This is a genomic window from Mycolicibacterium neworleansense (assembly GCF_001245615.1).
In the GTDB taxonomy this organism is placed as follows: Bacteria; Actinomycetota; Actinomycetes; order Mycobacteriales; family Mycobacteriaceae; genus Mycobacterium; species Mycobacterium neworleansense.
The window spans coordinates 71,596-89,026 of the sequence record NZ_CWKH01000001.1 but is presented as its reverse complement, the minus strand read 5'-3'; the positions used below and the strand labels follow the sequence as shown (position 1 = coordinate 89,026).

17 protein-coding genes are annotated in these 17,431 nt (G+C 66.3%); all 17 read right to left on the bottom strand.

Annotated elements, in window-relative coordinates:
• Position 1: 1 nt before the first annotated feature.
• On the bottom strand, positions 2-961 hold the full coding sequence (locus BN2156_RS00440; RefSeq protein ID WP_090509097.1) for an enoyl-CoA hydratase/isomerase family protein: 960 nt from the start codon (positions 959-961) through the stop codon (positions 2-4).
• Complete coding sequence (locus BN2156_RS00435) at positions 954-2,087, bottom strand: M24 family metallopeptidase (protein WP_090509095.1); 1,134 nt, start codon at positions 2,085-2,087, stop codon at positions 954-956. The genes BN2156_RS00440 and BN2156_RS00435 overlap by 8 nt, the downstream gene beginning before the upstream one ends.
• Entirely contained in the window at positions 2,077-3,345 is a 1,269-nt protein-coding gene (locus BN2156_RS00430) for a M24 family metallopeptidase (RefSeq protein WP_090509093.1), read from the bottom strand. The genes BN2156_RS00435 and BN2156_RS00430 overlap by 11 nt, the downstream gene beginning before the upstream one ends.
• Entirely contained in the window at positions 3,342-4,505 is a 1,164-nt protein-coding gene (locus BN2156_RS00425) for an amidohydrolase family protein (RefSeq protein ID WP_090509091.1), read from the bottom strand. Before BN2156_RS00425 ends, BN2156_RS00430 begins: the two co-directional genes overlap by 4 nt.
• A 50-nt stretch (positions 4,506-4,555) precedes the next feature.
• A complete protein-coding gene (locus BN2156_RS00420; protein WP_090509089.1) occupies positions 4,556-5,782 on the bottom strand; it encodes a cytochrome P450 in 1,227 nt (408 codons plus the stop codon).
• Positions 5,783-5,792: 10 nt separating this feature from the next.
• The gene (locus BN2156_RS00415) at positions 5,793-5,987 is read right to left on the bottom strand and encodes a ferredoxin (protein ID WP_090509087.1); all 195 of its coding nucleotides are present in this window, start codon (positions 5,985-5,987) and stop codon (positions 5,793-5,795) included.
• Positions 5,984-6,649: a TetR/AcrR family transcriptional regulator gene (locus BN2156_RS00410; RefSeq protein ID WP_210436556.1), complete on the bottom strand. Its 666-nt coding sequence runs from the start codon at positions 6,647-6,649 to the stop codon at positions 5,984-5,986. The genes BN2156_RS00415 and BN2156_RS00410 overlap by 4 nt, the downstream gene beginning before the upstream one ends.
• A 97-nt stretch (positions 6,650-6,746) precedes the next feature.
• Positions 6,747-7,553 (bottom strand): SDR family NAD(P)-dependent oxidoreductase, encoded by an 807-nt coding sequence (locus BN2156_RS00405; RefSeq protein WP_090509083.1) that lies wholly within the window; start codon positions 7,551-7,553, stop codon positions 6,747-6,749.
• Positions 7,553-8,386, bottom strand: a complete 834-nt coding sequence (locus BN2156_RS00400) for an alpha/beta fold hydrolase (protein WP_090509081.1) — start codon at positions 8,384-8,386, stop codon at positions 7,553-7,555. The genes BN2156_RS00405 and BN2156_RS00400 overlap by 1 nt, the downstream gene beginning before the upstream one ends.
• Entirely contained in the window at positions 8,383-8,964 is a 582-nt protein-coding gene (locus BN2156_RS00395) for an NADPH-dependent FMN reductase (protein WP_090509079.1), read from the bottom strand. Before BN2156_RS00395 ends, BN2156_RS00400 begins: the two co-directional genes overlap by 4 nt.
• A 6-nt stretch (positions 8,965-8,970) precedes the next feature.
• Positions 8,971-9,969: a cyclase family protein gene (locus BN2156_RS00390; protein WP_162490697.1), complete on the bottom strand. Its 999-nt coding sequence runs from the start codon at positions 9,967-9,969 to the stop codon at positions 8,971-8,973.
• Positions 9,970-9,971: 2 nt separating this feature from the next.
• A complete protein-coding gene (locus BN2156_RS00385; RefSeq protein WP_090509077.1) occupies positions 9,972-10,805 on the bottom strand; it encodes a coniferyl-alcohol dehydrogenase in 834 nt (277 codons plus the stop codon).
• A gap of 2 nt (positions 10,806-10,807) precedes the next feature.
• Positions 10,808-12,115 carry an LLM class flavin-dependent oxidoreductase gene (locus tag BN2156_RS00380; protein WP_090509075.1) on the bottom strand — a complete coding sequence of 436 codons (1,308 nt, stop codon included), beginning with the start codon at positions 12,113-12,115 and terminating at the stop codon, positions 10,808-10,810.
• The gene (locus BN2156_RS00375; protein WP_090509073.1) at positions 12,112-13,908 is read right to left on the bottom strand and encodes an FAD-binding protein; all 1,797 of its coding nucleotides are present in this window, start codon (positions 13,906-13,908) and stop codon (positions 12,112-12,114) included. Before BN2156_RS00375 ends, BN2156_RS00380 begins: the two co-directional genes overlap by 4 nt.
• Positions 13,905-14,828 (bottom strand): 3-carboxyethylcatechol 2,3-dioxygenase, encoded by a 924-nt coding sequence (locus BN2156_RS00370; protein ID WP_235625174.1) that lies wholly within the window; start codon positions 14,826-14,828, stop codon positions 13,905-13,907. Before BN2156_RS00370 ends, BN2156_RS00375 begins: the two co-directional genes overlap by 4 nt.
• Entirely contained in the window at positions 14,785-16,464 is a 1,680-nt protein-coding gene (locus BN2156_RS00365) for a bifunctional 3-(3-hydroxy-phenyl)propionate/3-hydroxycinnamic acid hydroxylase (RefSeq protein ID WP_090509071.1), read from the bottom strand. The genes BN2156_RS00370 and BN2156_RS00365 overlap by 44 nt, the downstream gene beginning before the upstream one ends.
• Positions 16,461-17,369 (bottom strand): alpha/beta fold hydrolase, encoded by a 909-nt coding sequence (locus BN2156_RS00360; protein ID WP_090509069.1) that lies wholly within the window; start codon positions 17,367-17,369, stop codon positions 16,461-16,463. The genes BN2156_RS00365 and BN2156_RS00360 overlap by 4 nt, the downstream gene beginning before the upstream one ends.
• Between the last annotated feature and the right edge of the window lie 62 nt (positions 17,370-17,431).

Below are 17,431 nucleotides of genomic sequence, written 5' to 3'. Positions count from 1 at the left end.
CCTATTCGGGTTTCGCCCGGTTCTTCTTGGACAGCCGGAACTCAGGTGGGAACTTGCTGTCGTTGTCGTTCACCGCAGCCGACAGTCCGGAATCGATCGACTCGAACATGTCCAGGTCGTCCTCACTGTCGTTGGCGACCCCGTTGCCCATCGACTCGAAGAACGCCGACAGCAGGCTGCCCATGTACTCGCCCTGCTGTTGTTTGAAGATCTCGAAGAACATCTTCTGCTGAAAGACGGTGTCCACCGGTCGGTTCCGGGTACAGGCGAGCGCGTACTTCTGCACTTCGGCTTCCAGCTGATCGCGAGGCACCACCTTGTTCAGGAAGTTGCAGTCGTACATCTCCGCGGCCGTGAACGGCCGCCCGGTGAAGACCATCTCCTGGAACTTGCGCAGGCCCATCATCTGGACCCACGTCCACATCCGCGGCCCCCAGCCGTGGTATCGGAACGACGGATGCCCGAAGAGGGCATCGTCAGAGGAGATGACCAGATCGGCATCGGCGCACTGGTAGAAGTGCCAGCCGTAGCAGTAACCCTTGGCCTCGACGATGCTGATCTTCTTGAAATCCTGCAACGCACGGTTGCCGGCCTGGGAGTTGGCGTACCACGAGCTGATGGTGGCGCCGTTGCGGAAGGTGCCCTTGGGCGGGTACGTCACCTCCCCCACTCCGTCATCCTCCAGCCGCAGCTCCGCCAGCCGTACCGCCGGATTGTCGTTGCCCTCCATGAACTCCGGCAGGTCAGCCCCGCTGCCCAGGTTGTCCCCCACGCCGCGGATGATCACGACCTTGACGTCGTTGTCGGCGTTGGCCGCCCGCAGCACGTCGGCGTACCGCAGCCGGGCCATCGACGTCGGCGCGTTGAGGAAGTCCGGCCGGTTGAAGGTGATGGTGGCGATCTTGGTCTTGGGGTCCTTGTCGTAGAGGATGATCTCCTCCGGTGTGGGCCGCTCAGACATGTGCCACCTCGCTGTCGGTCGGGGCCTGGGTCAGCACCTCAGGACCGTCGGCCCCCACGACAACGGCATCGCGGGTGAACACCGCACCGACGCCCTGCTCCCAGACGTAGGCCGTGACGGCCAGGACCATGCCCTCCTCGAGAATGTCGGCCTCGGCGGTCGCCCGCAGGTTCGGCGACACCACCGGCGGGTCGAATCCCAGCCCGAGCCCGTGCGCCACCGGCATCGCCGGCAGCGGTTCGCCGGCCTGTTCGTACGCATCGAGTAACGCGCTCGTCGGTTCTCCGGCGCGGCAAGCATCAACCAGCCTGTCCCACAGGTCATCCCGGCGTCGGTACAGCGATCGAACCGCATCTGTCGGTTCGCCCACGTAAACCGTCCGCGCGACCTCTGCGACATAACCGTCCGCGAGCACGCCCGCCGACAGAGCCACCAGGTCACCCTCGCTCACGCGCCCGTCGACTTCGGCGCGGCGCCACGGATGGTCTTTCGAGGTGACCCACGCAGCGTCCTGGGTGGCGGGGGTGCTCACCCCGCCGGCCGCCTCGGCCTCCAATATCGCACCGGCGAGGCGCTTCTCGGTGGTTCCCTGAACCAGCTCGGCAATGCCTTTCGCCAGTCCCTCCTCGGCGACGGCCAGCGCGCGGCGCAGTGCCACGATCTCCTCGGGGGTCTTCACCCGGCGTGCGGCGCGCATGGCCTGCTCACCGTCCACCAACTCCGCGTTCGGGAAGGCCATCGGCAGCAGCTTTGCGAAGGTGGGCGTCAGAGCATCCGTTCCGATGCGCCACGCCGAGTCGGCACCCTTGATGCTCTGCAACACACCAACCAGAGTCATCGGGTTCCAGGCGAAGCCGTACAGATTTTCGTGCGGGATCTCCTCTGGGATGCCCTCATCCCAGGTGCTGTTCAGGTGGATCTCACCCGTGGCGCGCACGAACGTACAGATCGGTCCGAAGGGCCGGGTGCCCACCACCCACAACTGCGGTGCGCCGGAGATGTACCGAACATTGGCCTGCCTGCCGAGCACCAGCGCGTCGAGGTCATGGGCTTCCATCTGTGCAATGGCGCGCTCCCGCCGGCTGGCGCGCAGTGCCAGGCCGTCGGCCTCGATTTCAGTTCCCACGGGACACCTCATACGGGTCGTACGGATACGCGGTCAGCGGCATCCAGCCGTTCTCGGTCACCACCACGATCTCCTCGCCGCGGTAGCCGCCGGTGCCGTCCTCCCAGACCACCGGCTCGAACACCAGCAACATGCCTTCCGGGAAGACGAAGTTGTCGTCCCATTCCTGGCCGAGATCCGTACCGATCATGGGCATTTCGGCGGCGCTGGTACCGATGCCGTGCCCCAGGTAGAAGTGCGGCAGCCACGGCTTCTGGCCGCCGCCGGCCGCGGTCGCCGCGCGGCCCAGATCACCGCAGGTGGCACCGGCCTTGGTCACCGAGAGGACAGCGTCGACGATGCGGCTCCACGCGTCGAACTGCTTCTGTTGAACCGGCGTCGGGTCCTGACCGACGATCCAGGTGCGCCCATGGTCGGAGCAGTAGCCGTGGTACGCGATCGACACATCCGTCCACAGCACATCGCCTTGCTGCAACTCGCGCTCGGTGGTGAGCAGTGGTAGGGCGAGATCGCCCGTGGTGGTCCAGGTGCCCTCTGCCTTCGAGGCCGGCATGACCTGCCAGATCGAGTCGAACATGTTGGTTGTGGCGCCCAGTTCGAAAGTGCGGCGCACGAATTCGGCGGACAGGTCGATCTGGCGCACACCGGGCGCCAGCGACTTGTGGATCTCGCCGACTGCCTCTTCGGTGATCTGGCAGGCCCGGCGGATGCAGGCGATCTGGTCGATCGTCTTGACGATCTTGGCCGCACCGATCGCCGCCGCGGCATCCACCGGTGCACTGGGGAACAGTGCGCTGCCCGCCAGCCGCATCGCCCCGGTCAGCTCGTCGGTTGCGATCGTCGCACCGGCTGGCAGCAATCCGGCCAGGATCTGGGCGAATTCGGCTACACCCTCGTCGAATTCGAGATAGACCGGCCCGTGCAGATGGTCCTCGGGCAGCCCCGTCTCCATGGCCGCGCCCTCACGGAACGGCAGGAACAGGTGCGGGTGTTCGTCGTCGGCCAGCACGACCGCGACCGGCCGCTCGACATGCGACAGGCCCGCGTCGGCCAACGGCCAGGCGATGCCGGTGGCGTACATGACGTTGCTGTTGCCGAGCAGCACGAGCGCGTCCACCCCCTGCTCGGCCATCGCCGTATGCAGGCGCGCACCGACCTCTCGGCGCATCCGGGCGAGGTCGGGCTCATCCGGAATATCGAGCGGGGTGAAGCCGGTGTGGGCGATCTGCGTGACCCCGGACAGTGTGGCAGCGCTCATAGGAGCCCCAGGAACTTCTGGATGTTGGTCGACACGATCTTGGTCGCATTCTCCGGACCGACCGCCTCGACAACGGTGGCAAGGGACTTCTCCGAGTACCCGAAGGTGCTCTCGTTGTGTGGGTAGTCGCTGGACCACATGACGTTGTCGATGCCGATCTCGTCGATCAACCGCAGCCCCAGCGGATCGACCATGAACGACGCGGCCATGTGCTTGTCCCAATAGTGCCGGACATCGTGCTGCAGCTCGTGGTTGAACATGTGCCGGTAGGAGGCCAACATGTGCTCGGCATCCTGCAGTGCGGTGGGCACCCAGGCGATTCCACCCTCGAACCAACCGATCTTGAGTGTGGGATGCCGATCGAGGATGCCGGAGAAGACGTACTTGGCGAACTGCTCACGGAAGGAGTCGACGTTGACCATCATGCCGACCACCACGCTGTTGTTCTCGCACGGTGTCTTGGGCGGGGTCTCCCCGATGTGGTGGCTGACCGGGATGCCGGACGCCTCGATCTCGTCCCAGACCGCATCCATCGCGGTGCTGCCGTAGTCGTATATGTTGCCCTCGTCGTCCTTGCCCGGATTCAGCGGCAGCAGAAATGTCTTGAGGCCCAACGACTTCAGTTCCTCCAGGGTGCTGCGCGCACCCTTGGGGTCCCACCAGTTGATCAGTCCGACACCGTAGAAGTGTCCGTTCGACTGCTCCTGGAGGGCGGCGATGTGCTCGTTGTAGATCCGGAACACCCGCTCGCGCAGCCCCTTGTCCGGGTAATGGAACAGGGCCAGCACCGCGTTGGGGAAGGCCAGCTCCTTGTCGATACCGTCCTCTTTGAGCTCGCGGATGCGCGCCGCGATGTTGTTCGACGCCGCACCGGCGAGGTCGTCGTACTGCATCAGCACGCGTCCGAAATCGCCTCCCGTCCAGGCTTTGCCCTTCATGCCGACCATGTAGGCGCCGTCCTCGTACCAGATGCGCGGCGCGGCGCCCTTGAGCTCCTCGGGGAAGCGCTCGTAGAAGATGTCGTCGGCCACCGAGATGTGGTTGTCGGCCGAGAAGATCTCGGTGCCCGCAGGCAATCCGAGATCGCCGGTGGCATGGCCTTTCCGGTTCTTGGGGGCACCGAAGCCTTCCGGCGGATAGAGGGTCGTCGAAGCAGTCATCTGTGGTACTCCAATCGGGCTGTAGGGGCTGAAGGCCGGCGTGCCGGCAGTTACCACGTAACGGGGAGTTCGTAGACGCCGTAGGCGAGGCGATCGTGCTTGAACGGCACCTCGTCGAGCGGAATGGCCAAGCGCAGGGTCGGGATCCGGCGCAGCAGGGTGTGGAAGACGATCTGCAGTTCGGCGCGCGCGAGCTGCTGGCCGACGCACTGGTGTCTGCCGTACCCGAAGCCGAGCTGCTGGCCGGCGTCGCGGCGCAGGTCGAGCTTGTCGGGCTCCGGGTAGGCCTTTGCGTCCCAGTTGGCCGGGGACAGATCGATGATGACTCCGTCACCGGCGCGGATGGTCTCGCCGCCGATCTCGATGTCCTCCAGTGCCACCCGTCGCTGGCCGGTCTGGATGATGGACAGGTAGCGCATCAGTTCCTCGACCGCGTTCGCGATGACCTTGGGATCCTCGGCATTGCGGAGGAAGTCGGCCTGCTCAGGATTCTCCAGGAGCGCCAGGATGCCGATACCGATCATGTTGGCAGTGGTCTCGTGCCCGGCGATCAACAGCCCGGTGCCCAGCTGCGCGGCCTCCTTGACGCTGATCTCCCCGGCGGTCACCCGCTCGGCCAGATCGGACACCGCATCCTCGGACGGATTCGCCTGCTTCTCCTCGACCAGATTGATCAGGTACTGGTGCAGGCTCATCGCGCCCTTCTGCATGGCGTCGGCCGCGGCGTAGCGGGCCAGGCCTGCGTTGGCATGCTCCTGGAAGAACTCGTGGTCTTCGTAAGGGACGCCGAGCATCTCGCTGATCACCACGGTCGGCACCGGCAAAGCCAGCTTGGCCACGAGGTCGGCGGGCTGCGGGCCGGCCAGGATCTCGTCGATGCACTCGTCGGTGATCTTCTGGATGGCCGCGCGCAATCCCTCGACACGGCGGAAGGTGAACGGCTTGGACAGCATCCGGCGGAACCGGGTGTGCTCCTCGGCATCGGAGGTGAACACCGAGCGGGGCCGCTTGTCGACGGTGGACAGCATGTGTTCGTTCCAATGCGGGAAGCCGTCGATCCGGTCGTCCACACTGATCCGGGAGTCTGCGAACAGGGCCCGCGCTTCCTCGTGACCGGTGATCAGCCACGGGGTGCTGCCGTTCCAGATCTTCACGCGGAACAGACCTTTGGCGTGGCCCAGCATGGGCGGCGGCGGCGCGAACGGGCACCGCGCGTCGCGCTCCATCGGATATTCGGGGATGTCGGTGCTCACGGAATCGGCAAGGGTTTCAGACATGGGTTCGGTGTCATTCCTCGATTTGGATGGCTAGGGCTGGGCAGGCCGCCGCCGCGCGGCGGGCGTTGTCGGTCTGGTCCGCACCGGGTTCGGGTTCGAGCAGGACGACGACACCGTCTTCGTCGCGCTGGTCGAACACCTCGCTGGCGTTGAGTACGCACTGCCCAGACGAGACGCACTTGTCCTGGTCGACAGTGACTTTCATATGACGTCGCTTTCTTGAGTAACCGGCGCCATCCACAGGCCGACGATCGCGTCGATCAATCCCGCCGCCGCTCCCTGCCAGGACGCCCGGGGCACGTTGCCGCCCTGGGCCATCGCACGTTCGCGGTCGGCGCAGCTGTGCATCAACAGGTTGCGCGCCATGATGTTGCGTTCAGCGACGACCTCGGGAGGCAGGTCCGGCAGGCAGTTCTTCATCCCCTCGATGACCTGCACGAGCGACGCGGAACTCAGGGCGTCGCGGACCACGATGTTGTGGTAAGCCGGATCGGTCATCACCTGGGCGGCGAACCGCGCATACCAGGTCGGGTTTCCCAGCGCGGCAAGGTGATCGGTGAGCGGTTGAACCAGGCAGGCGACCCAGTCCCGCAGTTCGGCCGAAGCTCCGGTGTCGGCGACCATCTGCTCGCGCAGGCACTCGATCGGGCCGCGGTGCTTGTGCTCGATCGCGCGGACCAGATCCGTCTTGGTGCCGAAGTGGTAGCCGACCGCGGCATTGTTGCCCTGGCCGGCCGCCTCGCTCACCTGACGGTTGGACACCGCGAACACGCCATGCTCGGCGTAGAGACGCTCGGCTGCCTTGAGGATCGCCTCCTGAGTACTGCTCGCCCGGTCGGCGCGGGCGGTCCGGTTGGCTGCTGTCACCGTTACAGTCAACGCCCCTCCTGTAATTAAGTCAAGCACTTGATTTAATCTCTCCCCGCAACCTGAACGTGCTTGGCAACCGAGCGCTCTGAGGCGCCTACTTGGGCTTTCTCACGATGACCTTGCCCGCGACGGTGCCGCCGTCGATCGGCAGAACCGTGCCGGTCACGTAGCGGGAGCGGTCCGTCGCGAAATACACCGCCGCCTCGGCCACGTCCTCCACCGTGCCCTCCCGCTTGAGCGGGCGGTCGTTGCGCATCTGAGCGCGGATCCCGGCCTCGAACTCTTCGATGCGCTCGCGCTCCTCAGGCGAGGCCGACTTCGCCACGATCGCCGTCCGGATGTTGCCGGGCGCGATGGCGTTCACCCGGATCTCGTAGTGGGCCAGCTCGATCGCCGCGGACTTGGTGAACTGGATGACCGCGGCCTTGGATGCGCGATACGTCATCACCCCGCCACCGGCCTGGATTCCGCCGATGGAAGTCAGGTTGAGGATCGAACCGCCGCCGTGCTCGGACATGTACCGCGCGGCATCACGGGTTCCGGCCATGACAGCCCGGACGTTGACCCGCATCACGGTGTCGAAATCAGCGAGATCGTCCTCGAGGAAGCGACGGTGCATACGGCCCGAGACACCGGCGTTGTTCACCATGACGTCCAGGCCGCCGAAAGTGTCCACCGCGGCCGACACCAGCCGCCCGACCTGCTCGACGTCGCCCACGTCGGTGTACAGGAACCGGGCGTTGTCCCCCAGTTCGTCGGCCAGCGCTTTGCCGCGCTCCTCATCGATGTCGCCGATCATCACCTGGGCGCCTTCGGCGGCGAACCTGCGCACCAATCCCTCACCGAGACCCGACGCGCCGCCGGTGACGACCGCGACCTTTCCGGCCAGCTCGTTATTCATTACACCTCTTTCAGGAATTCCAGCAGCACCGCGGTCAGCGCGGCAGGCTGTTCGATCTGCGGGCAGTGCCCGGCATCGGGAATCACCGCACTGCGGCCGCCCGCGATCTGGCCGGAGATTTCGGCGGCCCAACCGGGCGGCAGCAGCTTGTCACGATCCCCCTCGATGAGCATGGTCGGCACACCGATGCGGTCATATGCCCGCTGCGACGACGGCATCGCCGGCGGTTCGAGGCCGGGCCGCCGAAACCTGGCCGCGGCCAGGGATTCCCAGGCCCCCGGCGCGATGCTCGACTCGTACCGCCGCTGCACGTACGCCTCGTCGGCCGGATATCCCGGATCGGCGAACAGTGCGGTGACGATGCGTCGCATCCCGTCCAGGGTGGCGTCGTAGTCGTACAACGCCGCCGAATGCTCATTGCGCTGGATCTCCCCTCCCCCACAGATCGCGGTGAGCGAACGCGCCGGGAGCCGCGGAACATCGGAGGTGGCGTCGACCAGGAGGTTGACTGCCCCCATCGAGTTACCCACGAAATGCGGATCGGCGAGACCGAGTTCGGCGCAGAACCGGGCGATGTGGCGTATCCGCATGCCCCTGCCGTCGTTGAAGTCGATGACCTTGGCGCTCTCACCGAAACCGAGCATGTCCGGTGCCAATACCCGGTAGTGCTCGGCGAGCGTGTCGATGACGCGCTCCCAACCCAATTCGGCGCCGGCGCCGAACTCACCGCCGTGCAGCAGGACGACGGAGTCACCCGCCCCGGCTTCGAGGTAGCCGGTCGTCAGGCCGTCGACATCGATGGCCTTGCGTGCGAAGGTGCGCTGCGCCGTCACTGCGCAGCTCCGTTCGACCGGCCGAAGGTGAGCAGCTGAGTGGCCAGCATCTCGAGTTGGCCGCGCACCGTGCCGTCGGCCAATTCGCCTGTCTCAGCCCAGATCTTGTCCGCGGAGTTGATGGCCACCCCCAGCGGGGTCGGCCAGGCGCGCAGTGCGTGACCGATCGAACGCAGCTGCCCCAGGGTTCCGACCGCGGCCTGCCAGCCGTAGGCGCAGCTGATGCAGCCCCATGGGGTGTTGTCCAGGTAGACCCGAGGGTCCTCTCGCAGATCCTCGATGTAGTCCAAGGCGTTCTTGACCAGACCGGAGATCGCACCGTGATAGCCGGGTGAGCCGACCACCACCGCGTCGGCGTCACGCAGCGCGGAGACGAACTCCAGAGCTGCGGGCGTGCGCTCCAGGGAATGCGGCGCATACATCGGCAGCTCCAGATCCGGCCCGGCGAACATCCGGGTCCGGCCCCCTTGCCGCTCTACCGATTCCAGGCAGTAACGCACGGCCCGCTCGGTCGAGGAATCGGCGCGCAGGGTGCCACCGAGCCCCACCACGAAGGGCACCTTCTCAGTTGACGTCATGATTCCTCACTTGATCGCAATGGGATTCACCGGAGACCCGACGGCCCCCGTCACCCGCAGCGGCGGGGCGATGAGCTGGAACTCGTAGACGCCGTCGGCCGCACAGTCTGCGGCCAGTGCCCCCAGATCCCAGTACTCCCCGAGCATCAGGCCCATATCGCGCAAGCACAGCATGTGCATGGGCAGGAACGTGCCCTCGACGCCGTTGGCCGGGTCGGGATCTTCGACCATCAGATTGTCGGCGGCCACCGCGGCGACCTGATGATCGTGCAGCCATGAGGCGCAGTGCCAGTCCAGGCCGGAGCCGGGCTCGGCCCCGTCACCATTGGCCAGGAACCGTGTCCACCAACCGGTGTGCACCACGATGATGTCACCGGATGTGATGACCACCTTTTGCGCCCTGGCCACATCGTCGAGTTCGGCGGGGGTGATCGGATTGCCCGGTTCGAGGAACTGCTCGGCGCCACGGTGACGGACCACATCCAGTAGCACCCCGCGAGACGTGATGCCCTTGCCGTCCACCTTGTCGATGCCGCAGTGGAAGGCGCCGAAGCTGGTGACCGAATCGGCCGGGAATCCGTTGTAGAGCTTGTCCTCGTAGTAGACGTGCGACAGCGCGTCCCACTGTGTGGCGGCCTGCAGCGGCATGACGATCATGTCGTCGTTGAAGCGGAACGGGTTGTCCACGAAGAACTCACTGACCTGGTGGGCCACCGAGTTGCGCAGCCACTGCGGCCCGTACTGCGCCAGCGTGTTCGCGTCCCCGCCGTCGACGGTCATCACATGCGTGGGGTTCTGCCGGAACTGGAACGCCCCTTGTGGGCCGGCCGCCGAGAAATCGCCGCCGAGCGCGAACACCTTGCCGTGGTTGACCAGTGAGGCACCCTCGGCCACCTTGCCGGGGGTGATCAGGTTCAGCGTCCCGAGCTCATCACCCGAACCCCACCGGCCCCAGTTGCGCACATCGTCGGCGACCTTGCGAAACTCGGTCATCGTTCCGGCCAAGCTCAGCTCCTCTGCTCAGGGTCGACTACAGCATCGACCAGCGATGCCTCCCGCTGGGCGAGAATGCCGCCATCGGCCCAGATAACCTGCCCGGTCACGTAACTGGCAGCCGGACTTCCCAGGAAAGCCAGCAGCGCAGCCTGCTCGGCAGCCTCGGATTTGCGGCCCAGCGGAGTGGTGAACGAATCGAGATACTGCTGCCCGTAGGCCGAGCGCAACTGGTCGAGAATGGGTGTTTCGGTCACCCCCGGCGCGGTGCAGTTGATCCGGATCCCGCGGGCGCCGAGCTCGCCGACACGGCGCATGCCGTAGAGAATCATCGCCTCCTTGGACAGCCGGTAGCCGCCGTCGGCCAGCGCCTCGGGGTGATCGGCACACCACTGCAAGCCCTCGCCGACCGATCGCGTGTTGACCAACCCCGCTGTGGTGTTGAGGTTTTCGCGGTAGCCCGAAGCCGCCAGAGAGGAGACCGAGGTGATCGATCCTCCTGCGGTGATGCGGTCCTGCACCGCCTCGGTGAACTGCCGCGTGCCCAGGAAGTTGATCCGCACCACCAGCAACGGATTGCCGATCCCGGACGACACCCCGGCCACATTGAACAGCGCGTCCACCGGTCCATCGACCGCACCTGCAGCACGGTCGACGGATTCCGGGTCCGCCAGGTCCAGTTCGATGAACTGCTCGGGCAGGCGATCGGGTGGCCGGATGTCGAGCCCGGTCACCCGGGCTCCGAGCTCGCCCAGCGCGCGGGTCACCTCGGCGCCGATGCCCGACCCGCAGCCGGTGACCACGACGTGTTTGCCGTCGTAGCGCACCAACTCGTCCAGTGCGGTCACGGTCAGCCGGCTGCTTCGCGAGCTGCCTTCTCAGCCGCGGCGGCCTTGACGCGGCCCTCGTTGATCTCGGCCATCGCCTCGGGGATCTCGCCGGCGGTGAACTTGTCGCGGCCGGTGGGCAGGCCGCCGAAGGCGTAGGTCTCGTCGAACAGCGGCGCCTCCGAAGGCCGGCGGCGCGACTCGACCTTCTCGATCACCGGTTCCAGACGTTTGGCCTTGTCCGCCACCGCCTTCGCATCTCGCTCGATGAACTCGGGCAGAATCTCCTTACCCATGATCTCGATGGACTCCATGGTGCCCTCGTGGCTGCGCGGGTTGAGCAGCAAGATGATCTCGTCGACACCGCTGGCCTCGTAGCTGCGCAGGAATTCCCGCACGGTGTCGGGTGAACCGATGGCGCCGCGGCCGGGTCCGTAGGCCAGCGTCGGATCTTCCTTGACCGCCTCTTCGTATCGCTCCCACACCTTGGTGCGGCCGGGCGTGTGCATGCCGGTCAGGTAGTAGTGCATGATCCCGAACGAGAAGAAGCCACCACCGATACCGAGGCGCTTGAGTGCCTCGTCATCGGAGCGGGCCACCATCATCGACAGGTCACCGCCGATGGCCAGGATGTTGGGGTTGATCGCCGGGGTGATGGGCGCACCCTGCTCTTCGAATTCCTTGTAGTACCCGTCGACCCGCTCCTTGAGCGCCTCGGGGCCGGTGTAGGCGAAGCTCAGCGCACCGATGGCCTTCTGCGCCGCCATCTGCACCGAGGACGGGCGGGTGCAGGCCACCCAGACCGGCGGGTGCGGCTTCTGCAGCGGCTTGGGGATCACGTTGCGGGCGGGCATCTCGACATGCTCACCCTTGAAACCGGTGAACGGCGCCTCGGTCATACAGCGGATCGAAACCTCAAGGGCCTCTTCCCACATCGTGCGCTTGTCGGCCGGGTCGATGTCGAACCCACCGAGCTCGGCGACCGAGGAACCCTCACCGGTGCCGAACTCCACGCGCCCGTTGGACAGGTGATCCAGGGTGGCGACGCGTTCGGCGATGCGGGCCGGGTGATTGATCGGTGGCGGCAGGTGCATGACACCGAACCCCAGCCGGATGTCCTTGGTGCGCTGGCTGGCGGCGGCCAGGAACATCTCCGGCGCGGTGGAATGGCAGTACTCCTCGAGGAAGTGATGCTCGGTGAGCCAGACGGTGGAGAAGCCGGCCTTGTCGGCGGCCTCCACCTCGGTCAGGCCGTGCTGGAACAGCTGATGTTCGTCATCCTCCGACCACGGCCGGGGCAGTGGGAACTCGTAGAACAGCGAAATCTTCATCGGTCTCCTCCTGAGGGGTTGCTGACGGTGTCCTGGACTGATTGGTTGGCACCTTGCGAGACTGGTTGCACGGCACGGTTTTCTGCGGACAGATCGGCGATGTGCCGGGCCGCTACATACCCGAAGGTCATCGCGGGCCCGATGGTCGCGCCCGCACCGGCGTAGCTGCGCCCCATGACGGCTGCCGAGACATTGCCGACCGCGTAGAGCCCCTCGACGACGGACTCGTCGGCGCGCAGGACCCGGGCGTGTTCGTCGGTACGCAGACCGCCGGAGGTGCCCAGGTCGCCGAGGATGATCTGGAACGCGTAGTACGGCGGCTTGCCGAGCGGGCGCAGATTAGGATTCGGCAGGGTGGGGTCCCCGTAGTAGTTGTCGTATGCGCTGTCACCGCGGTTGAAGTCGTCGTCGTGCCCGCCGTGCGCCAACTGGTTGAACCGCTCGGCGGTGGCGCGCAGATTCTCCGCGGGCACACCGATCTTGCCGGCCAGTTCCTCCCAGCTGTGCGCTTCGACCACGACACCTGAATCCAGCCAGGCCCGGGGTACTTTTCGCCCGGTCGGCACCGGCGCGAACGGAATCTTCGGGATGGGCAGATGCCCGGCGACCACGTACCGGTGGAACGAGTCGATGTCGGTTACCAGCCAGCACGGGATGTGGGCGACTCCGGATTCTTGCCCGTTGATCATGGCGTGGGCGAAGTCCATGTAGGGCGCGGCTTCGTTGATGAACCGCTTGCCGTCGCCGTTGACCACGAATTGTGACGGCATCATGCGCTCGTTGAGCATGAACTGCAGTCGGCCGTCAGGCCAGCAGATGGCCGGGAACCACCATGCCTCGTCCAGCAATTCGGTGGCGCCGCCGGCTTTCTCGCCCGCCCGGATACCGTCGCCAGTGGCCGCCGGATTGCCGAAGCTCCAGTCCTTCTCGAGGACCGGTAGGTGCTCCTTGCGCCACGCCATGTCGTGATCGAATCCCCCTGAGGCCAGGATCACGCCCCCGGTGGCCCGGATCCGCTGCGGCTTGCCATCGCGCTCGACGACGGCGCCCAGCACTGTCCCGTCGGCATCGGTGATCAGCGAGGTCATCGGCGCGTCCAGCCACAGCGGGATGTCGTGCTGTTTGAGCGCCAGGCGCATCCGGGCAGCCAGTGACTGGCCGATGGCGGCCATGCGGTCCCCGAATAGCCGGGCCCGCACCATCCGCCAGATCAGCTTCAGCAACACGGCCTTGCCGCGCCAGTTCTGCCGGACCTGGTAGAAGAGCCGAAGGTCCTTGGGCGCGAACCAGATTCCCTTGGGCGCCAACGCCAGCGGGGCAAGCAGTTCCTGCTCGTGCTCGCCGAGCTTGCGCAGGTCGATGGCCGGGACGTTGATGGTGCTGCCCTGGGCGGAGCCGCCGGGCAGCTCCGGGTAGTAGTCGGCGTAGCCGGGTTTCCAGACGAACTCGAACCACTCGCTGTTGTGCTCGAGGAAGTCCATCATCTCCGGCGCGGCTTCGACGTACTTGCGCAGTCGGGCATCGCTGACGGTGCCTTCGGTGATCTGCTTGAGGTACTCGAATACCCCGTCCGGCGACGGCACGTACCCGGCACGGCGTTGCGAGGGCGCGCCGGGCACCCAGATGCCGCCGCCGGAGAGCGCGGTGGAACCGCCGAAATGTGAGGACTTTTCGACCACCAGGGTGTCGAGCCCGGCCGCATCGGCGGCCAGCGCCGCCGTCATGCCACCACCGCCGGATCCGACGATGAGCACGTCCACCGTTTCGTCAAACGTCTTGGTGTCTGAGGTCATACTGCGATTCCTACTGCCGTCCTGATTGCGAATCCTGCGATCAATTCCGGTGCCGCCCGGTAGAAGTGGTTCCCGGTCCGGTACGGCCCGTTGGCTGCCAGCGCCGCGAAGGCGGCCACCCAGGTACGGATCTCGTGTGCCGAATTGCCCCCTTCGATGGCGATGAAGGTGTTGGACCAGCCGTCCAGATCAGTGAGCCGGCCCTCGTCGAAGATCTCCAGCAGACCGTGGTCCCACGCGGGATTCAACGGCCTCAACGCACTGTCACCGTGGGCGAAATCCTGCGCGGCCTGACTGACCGCGCTCTGCCGGGCCATGCGCTGTTCCGCGGTCATCGGGGCCCCGTGCACGATCCGGTCCAGCGCGGCCGGCGGCGCGGTGGCCAGTGTCGGAACCGGCGGATCGTGCGACAGCCCACCGGAACCCAGAACCAGTACCCGTTTGTCGAGGGTGGCCAGGTAGGCGCCGACGGCTGCCCCCAAAGCGCGGGACCGCGACAGCGGGCCCAGCGGGGTGGCGACCGAGTTGATGAAGATCGGCACGATGGGCCGTGCGGTTGCCTCGCCGAACAACTCCTGCAGCGGCTGCACGGTGCCGTGGTCGACGTCCATGCTCGTCGATATCGCGATGTCCACCCCGGACTCCCACACCGCCTGTGCGCACTCCTGAGCGATGTCGCCGGCGACGTCGAGCGCACCCTCGTACGTCCCGTAGTCCCCCACTCCGGATGCGGCGGTGCCGATGCAGAACGGAGGCATCAGCCGGTAGAAGAAGCCGTTGTAGTGGTCGGGAGAGAACGTGACGACCAGCTCGGGGTCGTAGTCGGCGACAAACTGGCGAGCACTCGCGACCGCCGCTCTGATCTCGTCGAGGAGTTCAGCCGACGGTCCCGGAAGATTCAGCAGTGGGCTGTGGGACATACAGCACAGGGCTACTGGCACCGTTCACTCCTTCCTCCAGCACGTGCAGCACGTCGAACACGGCGTTGCTCAGTTCGGGGGCGCGCTGGGCGATGTCGGCCCCGGCGATGCACCGGTCGGGCCGCAGGACCAGCACCGATTCGGCGTGTACGTCGAACCAGGATTTGAGCGCCCCGGTGCGGTCCCCGACGATGACCACGGCGTCATCGTGGTCGGCATCGTGTCCGGTCCAGAACAACTGCGTCTGCGGCCGGGCGGCGATGAACTTCGCGCCCAGGGCCTTCCAGCGCGCATACGCCGGCTCGCCGAGCAGTGCGCGCGGATTGTTGTTCCAGCACAGCACCGCGAAGTTGAGCCCGATGACATCGTCGAGCAGGACGTTCGGCTGCTCGCGGGTGTCCACCCGCGGCTGGATGAACAGCGTGCCGGTGGGCGACTCCGGCGTGGGCGGCTTCGGGTGGTAAACCGCCCCCTGGTCGTAGCGCGGCATCGGCTTGAACCGCATCTCCAGCACATAGCGCTTGAGTGCCGGAACGACCGAGGCACCGCGAATCAACTTGTCCCGCAACACCGCGACCTTGCGGTTGGTGGGCGAGATGACCCGCCCCACCAACGTGGACAGGTCGATCATGGCGCGCGCATGCTTGCGGCGCTCGGTGTCGTAGCTGTCCAGCAGTCCGTCGCCGGCCTGCCCCTTGACCACCGCGGCCAGCTTCCAGCCCAAGTTGGCCGCATCCCGGATCCCGCTGTTGTAGCCCTGGCCCTGCCACACCGGCATCAGATGCGCGGCGTCGCCGGCCAACAGGAACCGGCCCTTGCGGAAGTTCCCGGCGATGCGCGAGTGGTGGGTGTAGACCCGGCGGCGGATCACGTCGACCTTGTCCGGATGCGGCACGAACGGAGCGAGCAGCCGCGCCACGAACTCGGGATCCTCGGCCTGCTCGTCGGTTTCGTCGGCGTGGATCATGAACTCGAACCGGCGGATGCCGTGCGCGATCGAGATCGAGGCGTACGGCCGGTCCGGGTCGGCGCCGACCTCGCTGTTCGGGTGTCCCAGTGGATCATTGGCCAGGTCGACCACCACCCATCGGGTCGCCGAGGTGGTGCCGTCGAACGACACCCCCATGAGATGGCGGGTGGCGCTGCGCCCGCCGTCACACCCCACCACGTAGCGCGCCCGCACCGCGGGCACGTCCGGGCCGAACTCGACCGTCACACCGTCGGCGGTCTCGACCGCTGACTCCATGCGGCGGCCCCAGGCCACCTGAACATGCTCGAACCGGTCCAGCCCGGCCAGCAGTTGCGCATCGACCAGTGGCTGGACGAACCCGTTGCGCTTGGGCCAGCCGAACCGTGCGTCAGGAGGCGCCATTTCGGCCAGGAGCCGGCGGTTGCCGTCGTAGAACCGCAGAATCTGGTTGGGTACGGTGTGCGGCAGGATCGGCTCGACCAGTCCGATGGACTGGAAGGTGCGCAGCGATTCGTCGTCCAGCCCCACCCCGCGCGGGTAGTCGATGAGGGTGTCACGTTCCTCCACGACAAGGGTCGCGACGCCCTTGATACCAAGGGCATTCGCCAGGGTCAGGCCCACCGGCCCGGCCCCGACGATGAGGACGTCGACCTCTTGCTCGCTCACTGCGCATCCAGCAGGAAGTCCAGATGCAACCGGTTGAACGTCTCGGGGTCTTCGTACTGCGGCCAGTGCCCGCAGTCGGGCATCACCTCGAACCGGGCGCCTGGGATCATCGACGCGATACGCCGGCCCTCACTGACGTCGGCCGTCGGGTCGTCGCTGGTCCACAACACCAGCGTCGGTGCGGTGATCGAGCCGTATTCCTTCTCCCCCAGCAGATTCCGTGCGCGGATCTCTGGATCCTGCAGTGCCATGATGTCGCTCATCGCGGCGACGAATCCGGGCTGCCGGTATACCGCCTGCCGGCTGGCGACGATGTCGTCGTAATCCTTCGATTTGTCGGCCATCAACCATTTGATCCGCGCCCGCACGGTTTCCCAGCTCGGGTTCTCCGCGGCCTCCATGGACAGCGTGATGATCCGCTTCATCACCTCGGGGTCGGCTTGTGAGCCGCCGGCGGTGTTGAGCACCAAACGGTCGATGCGGTCCGGGTGATCGGCGGCGGCCCGAGCGGCCACCCAGCCGCCCAGTGACTCACCCGAGATGTGGGCGCGCTGCGCGCCGATCGCGTCCAGGAAACCGATCAGGTGATCGACGTAATGGGCGACTTCCAGCGGGTGCCCGGGCTTGTCGGTGTAACCGTGGCCGAGCATGTCGATCGACCACGTCGAGAAATGCCGGGCATGAGATTCCAGATTGCGCACATAGGCCTCGGCATGTCCGCCCGACCCGTGCAGCAGGACCAGCGTCGGCAGGCTCGGGTCGCCGGCCTGCAGGTAGCGGGTGCGGACACCGCCGACGTCGAGGTAACCCTGCGAGAACGCGACACCCTGCAGGTCAGCCCAGACACTCTCGTGCTCGGTGGCCGAAACGGAACCGGATGCCGGCCCGGCGGCAGTGCTTGTCATGTTCCCCTCTCCGGAGGTAGGGAGAACGTTGTTCTCCAAATTTGTAAGCACTTTGCTCACAT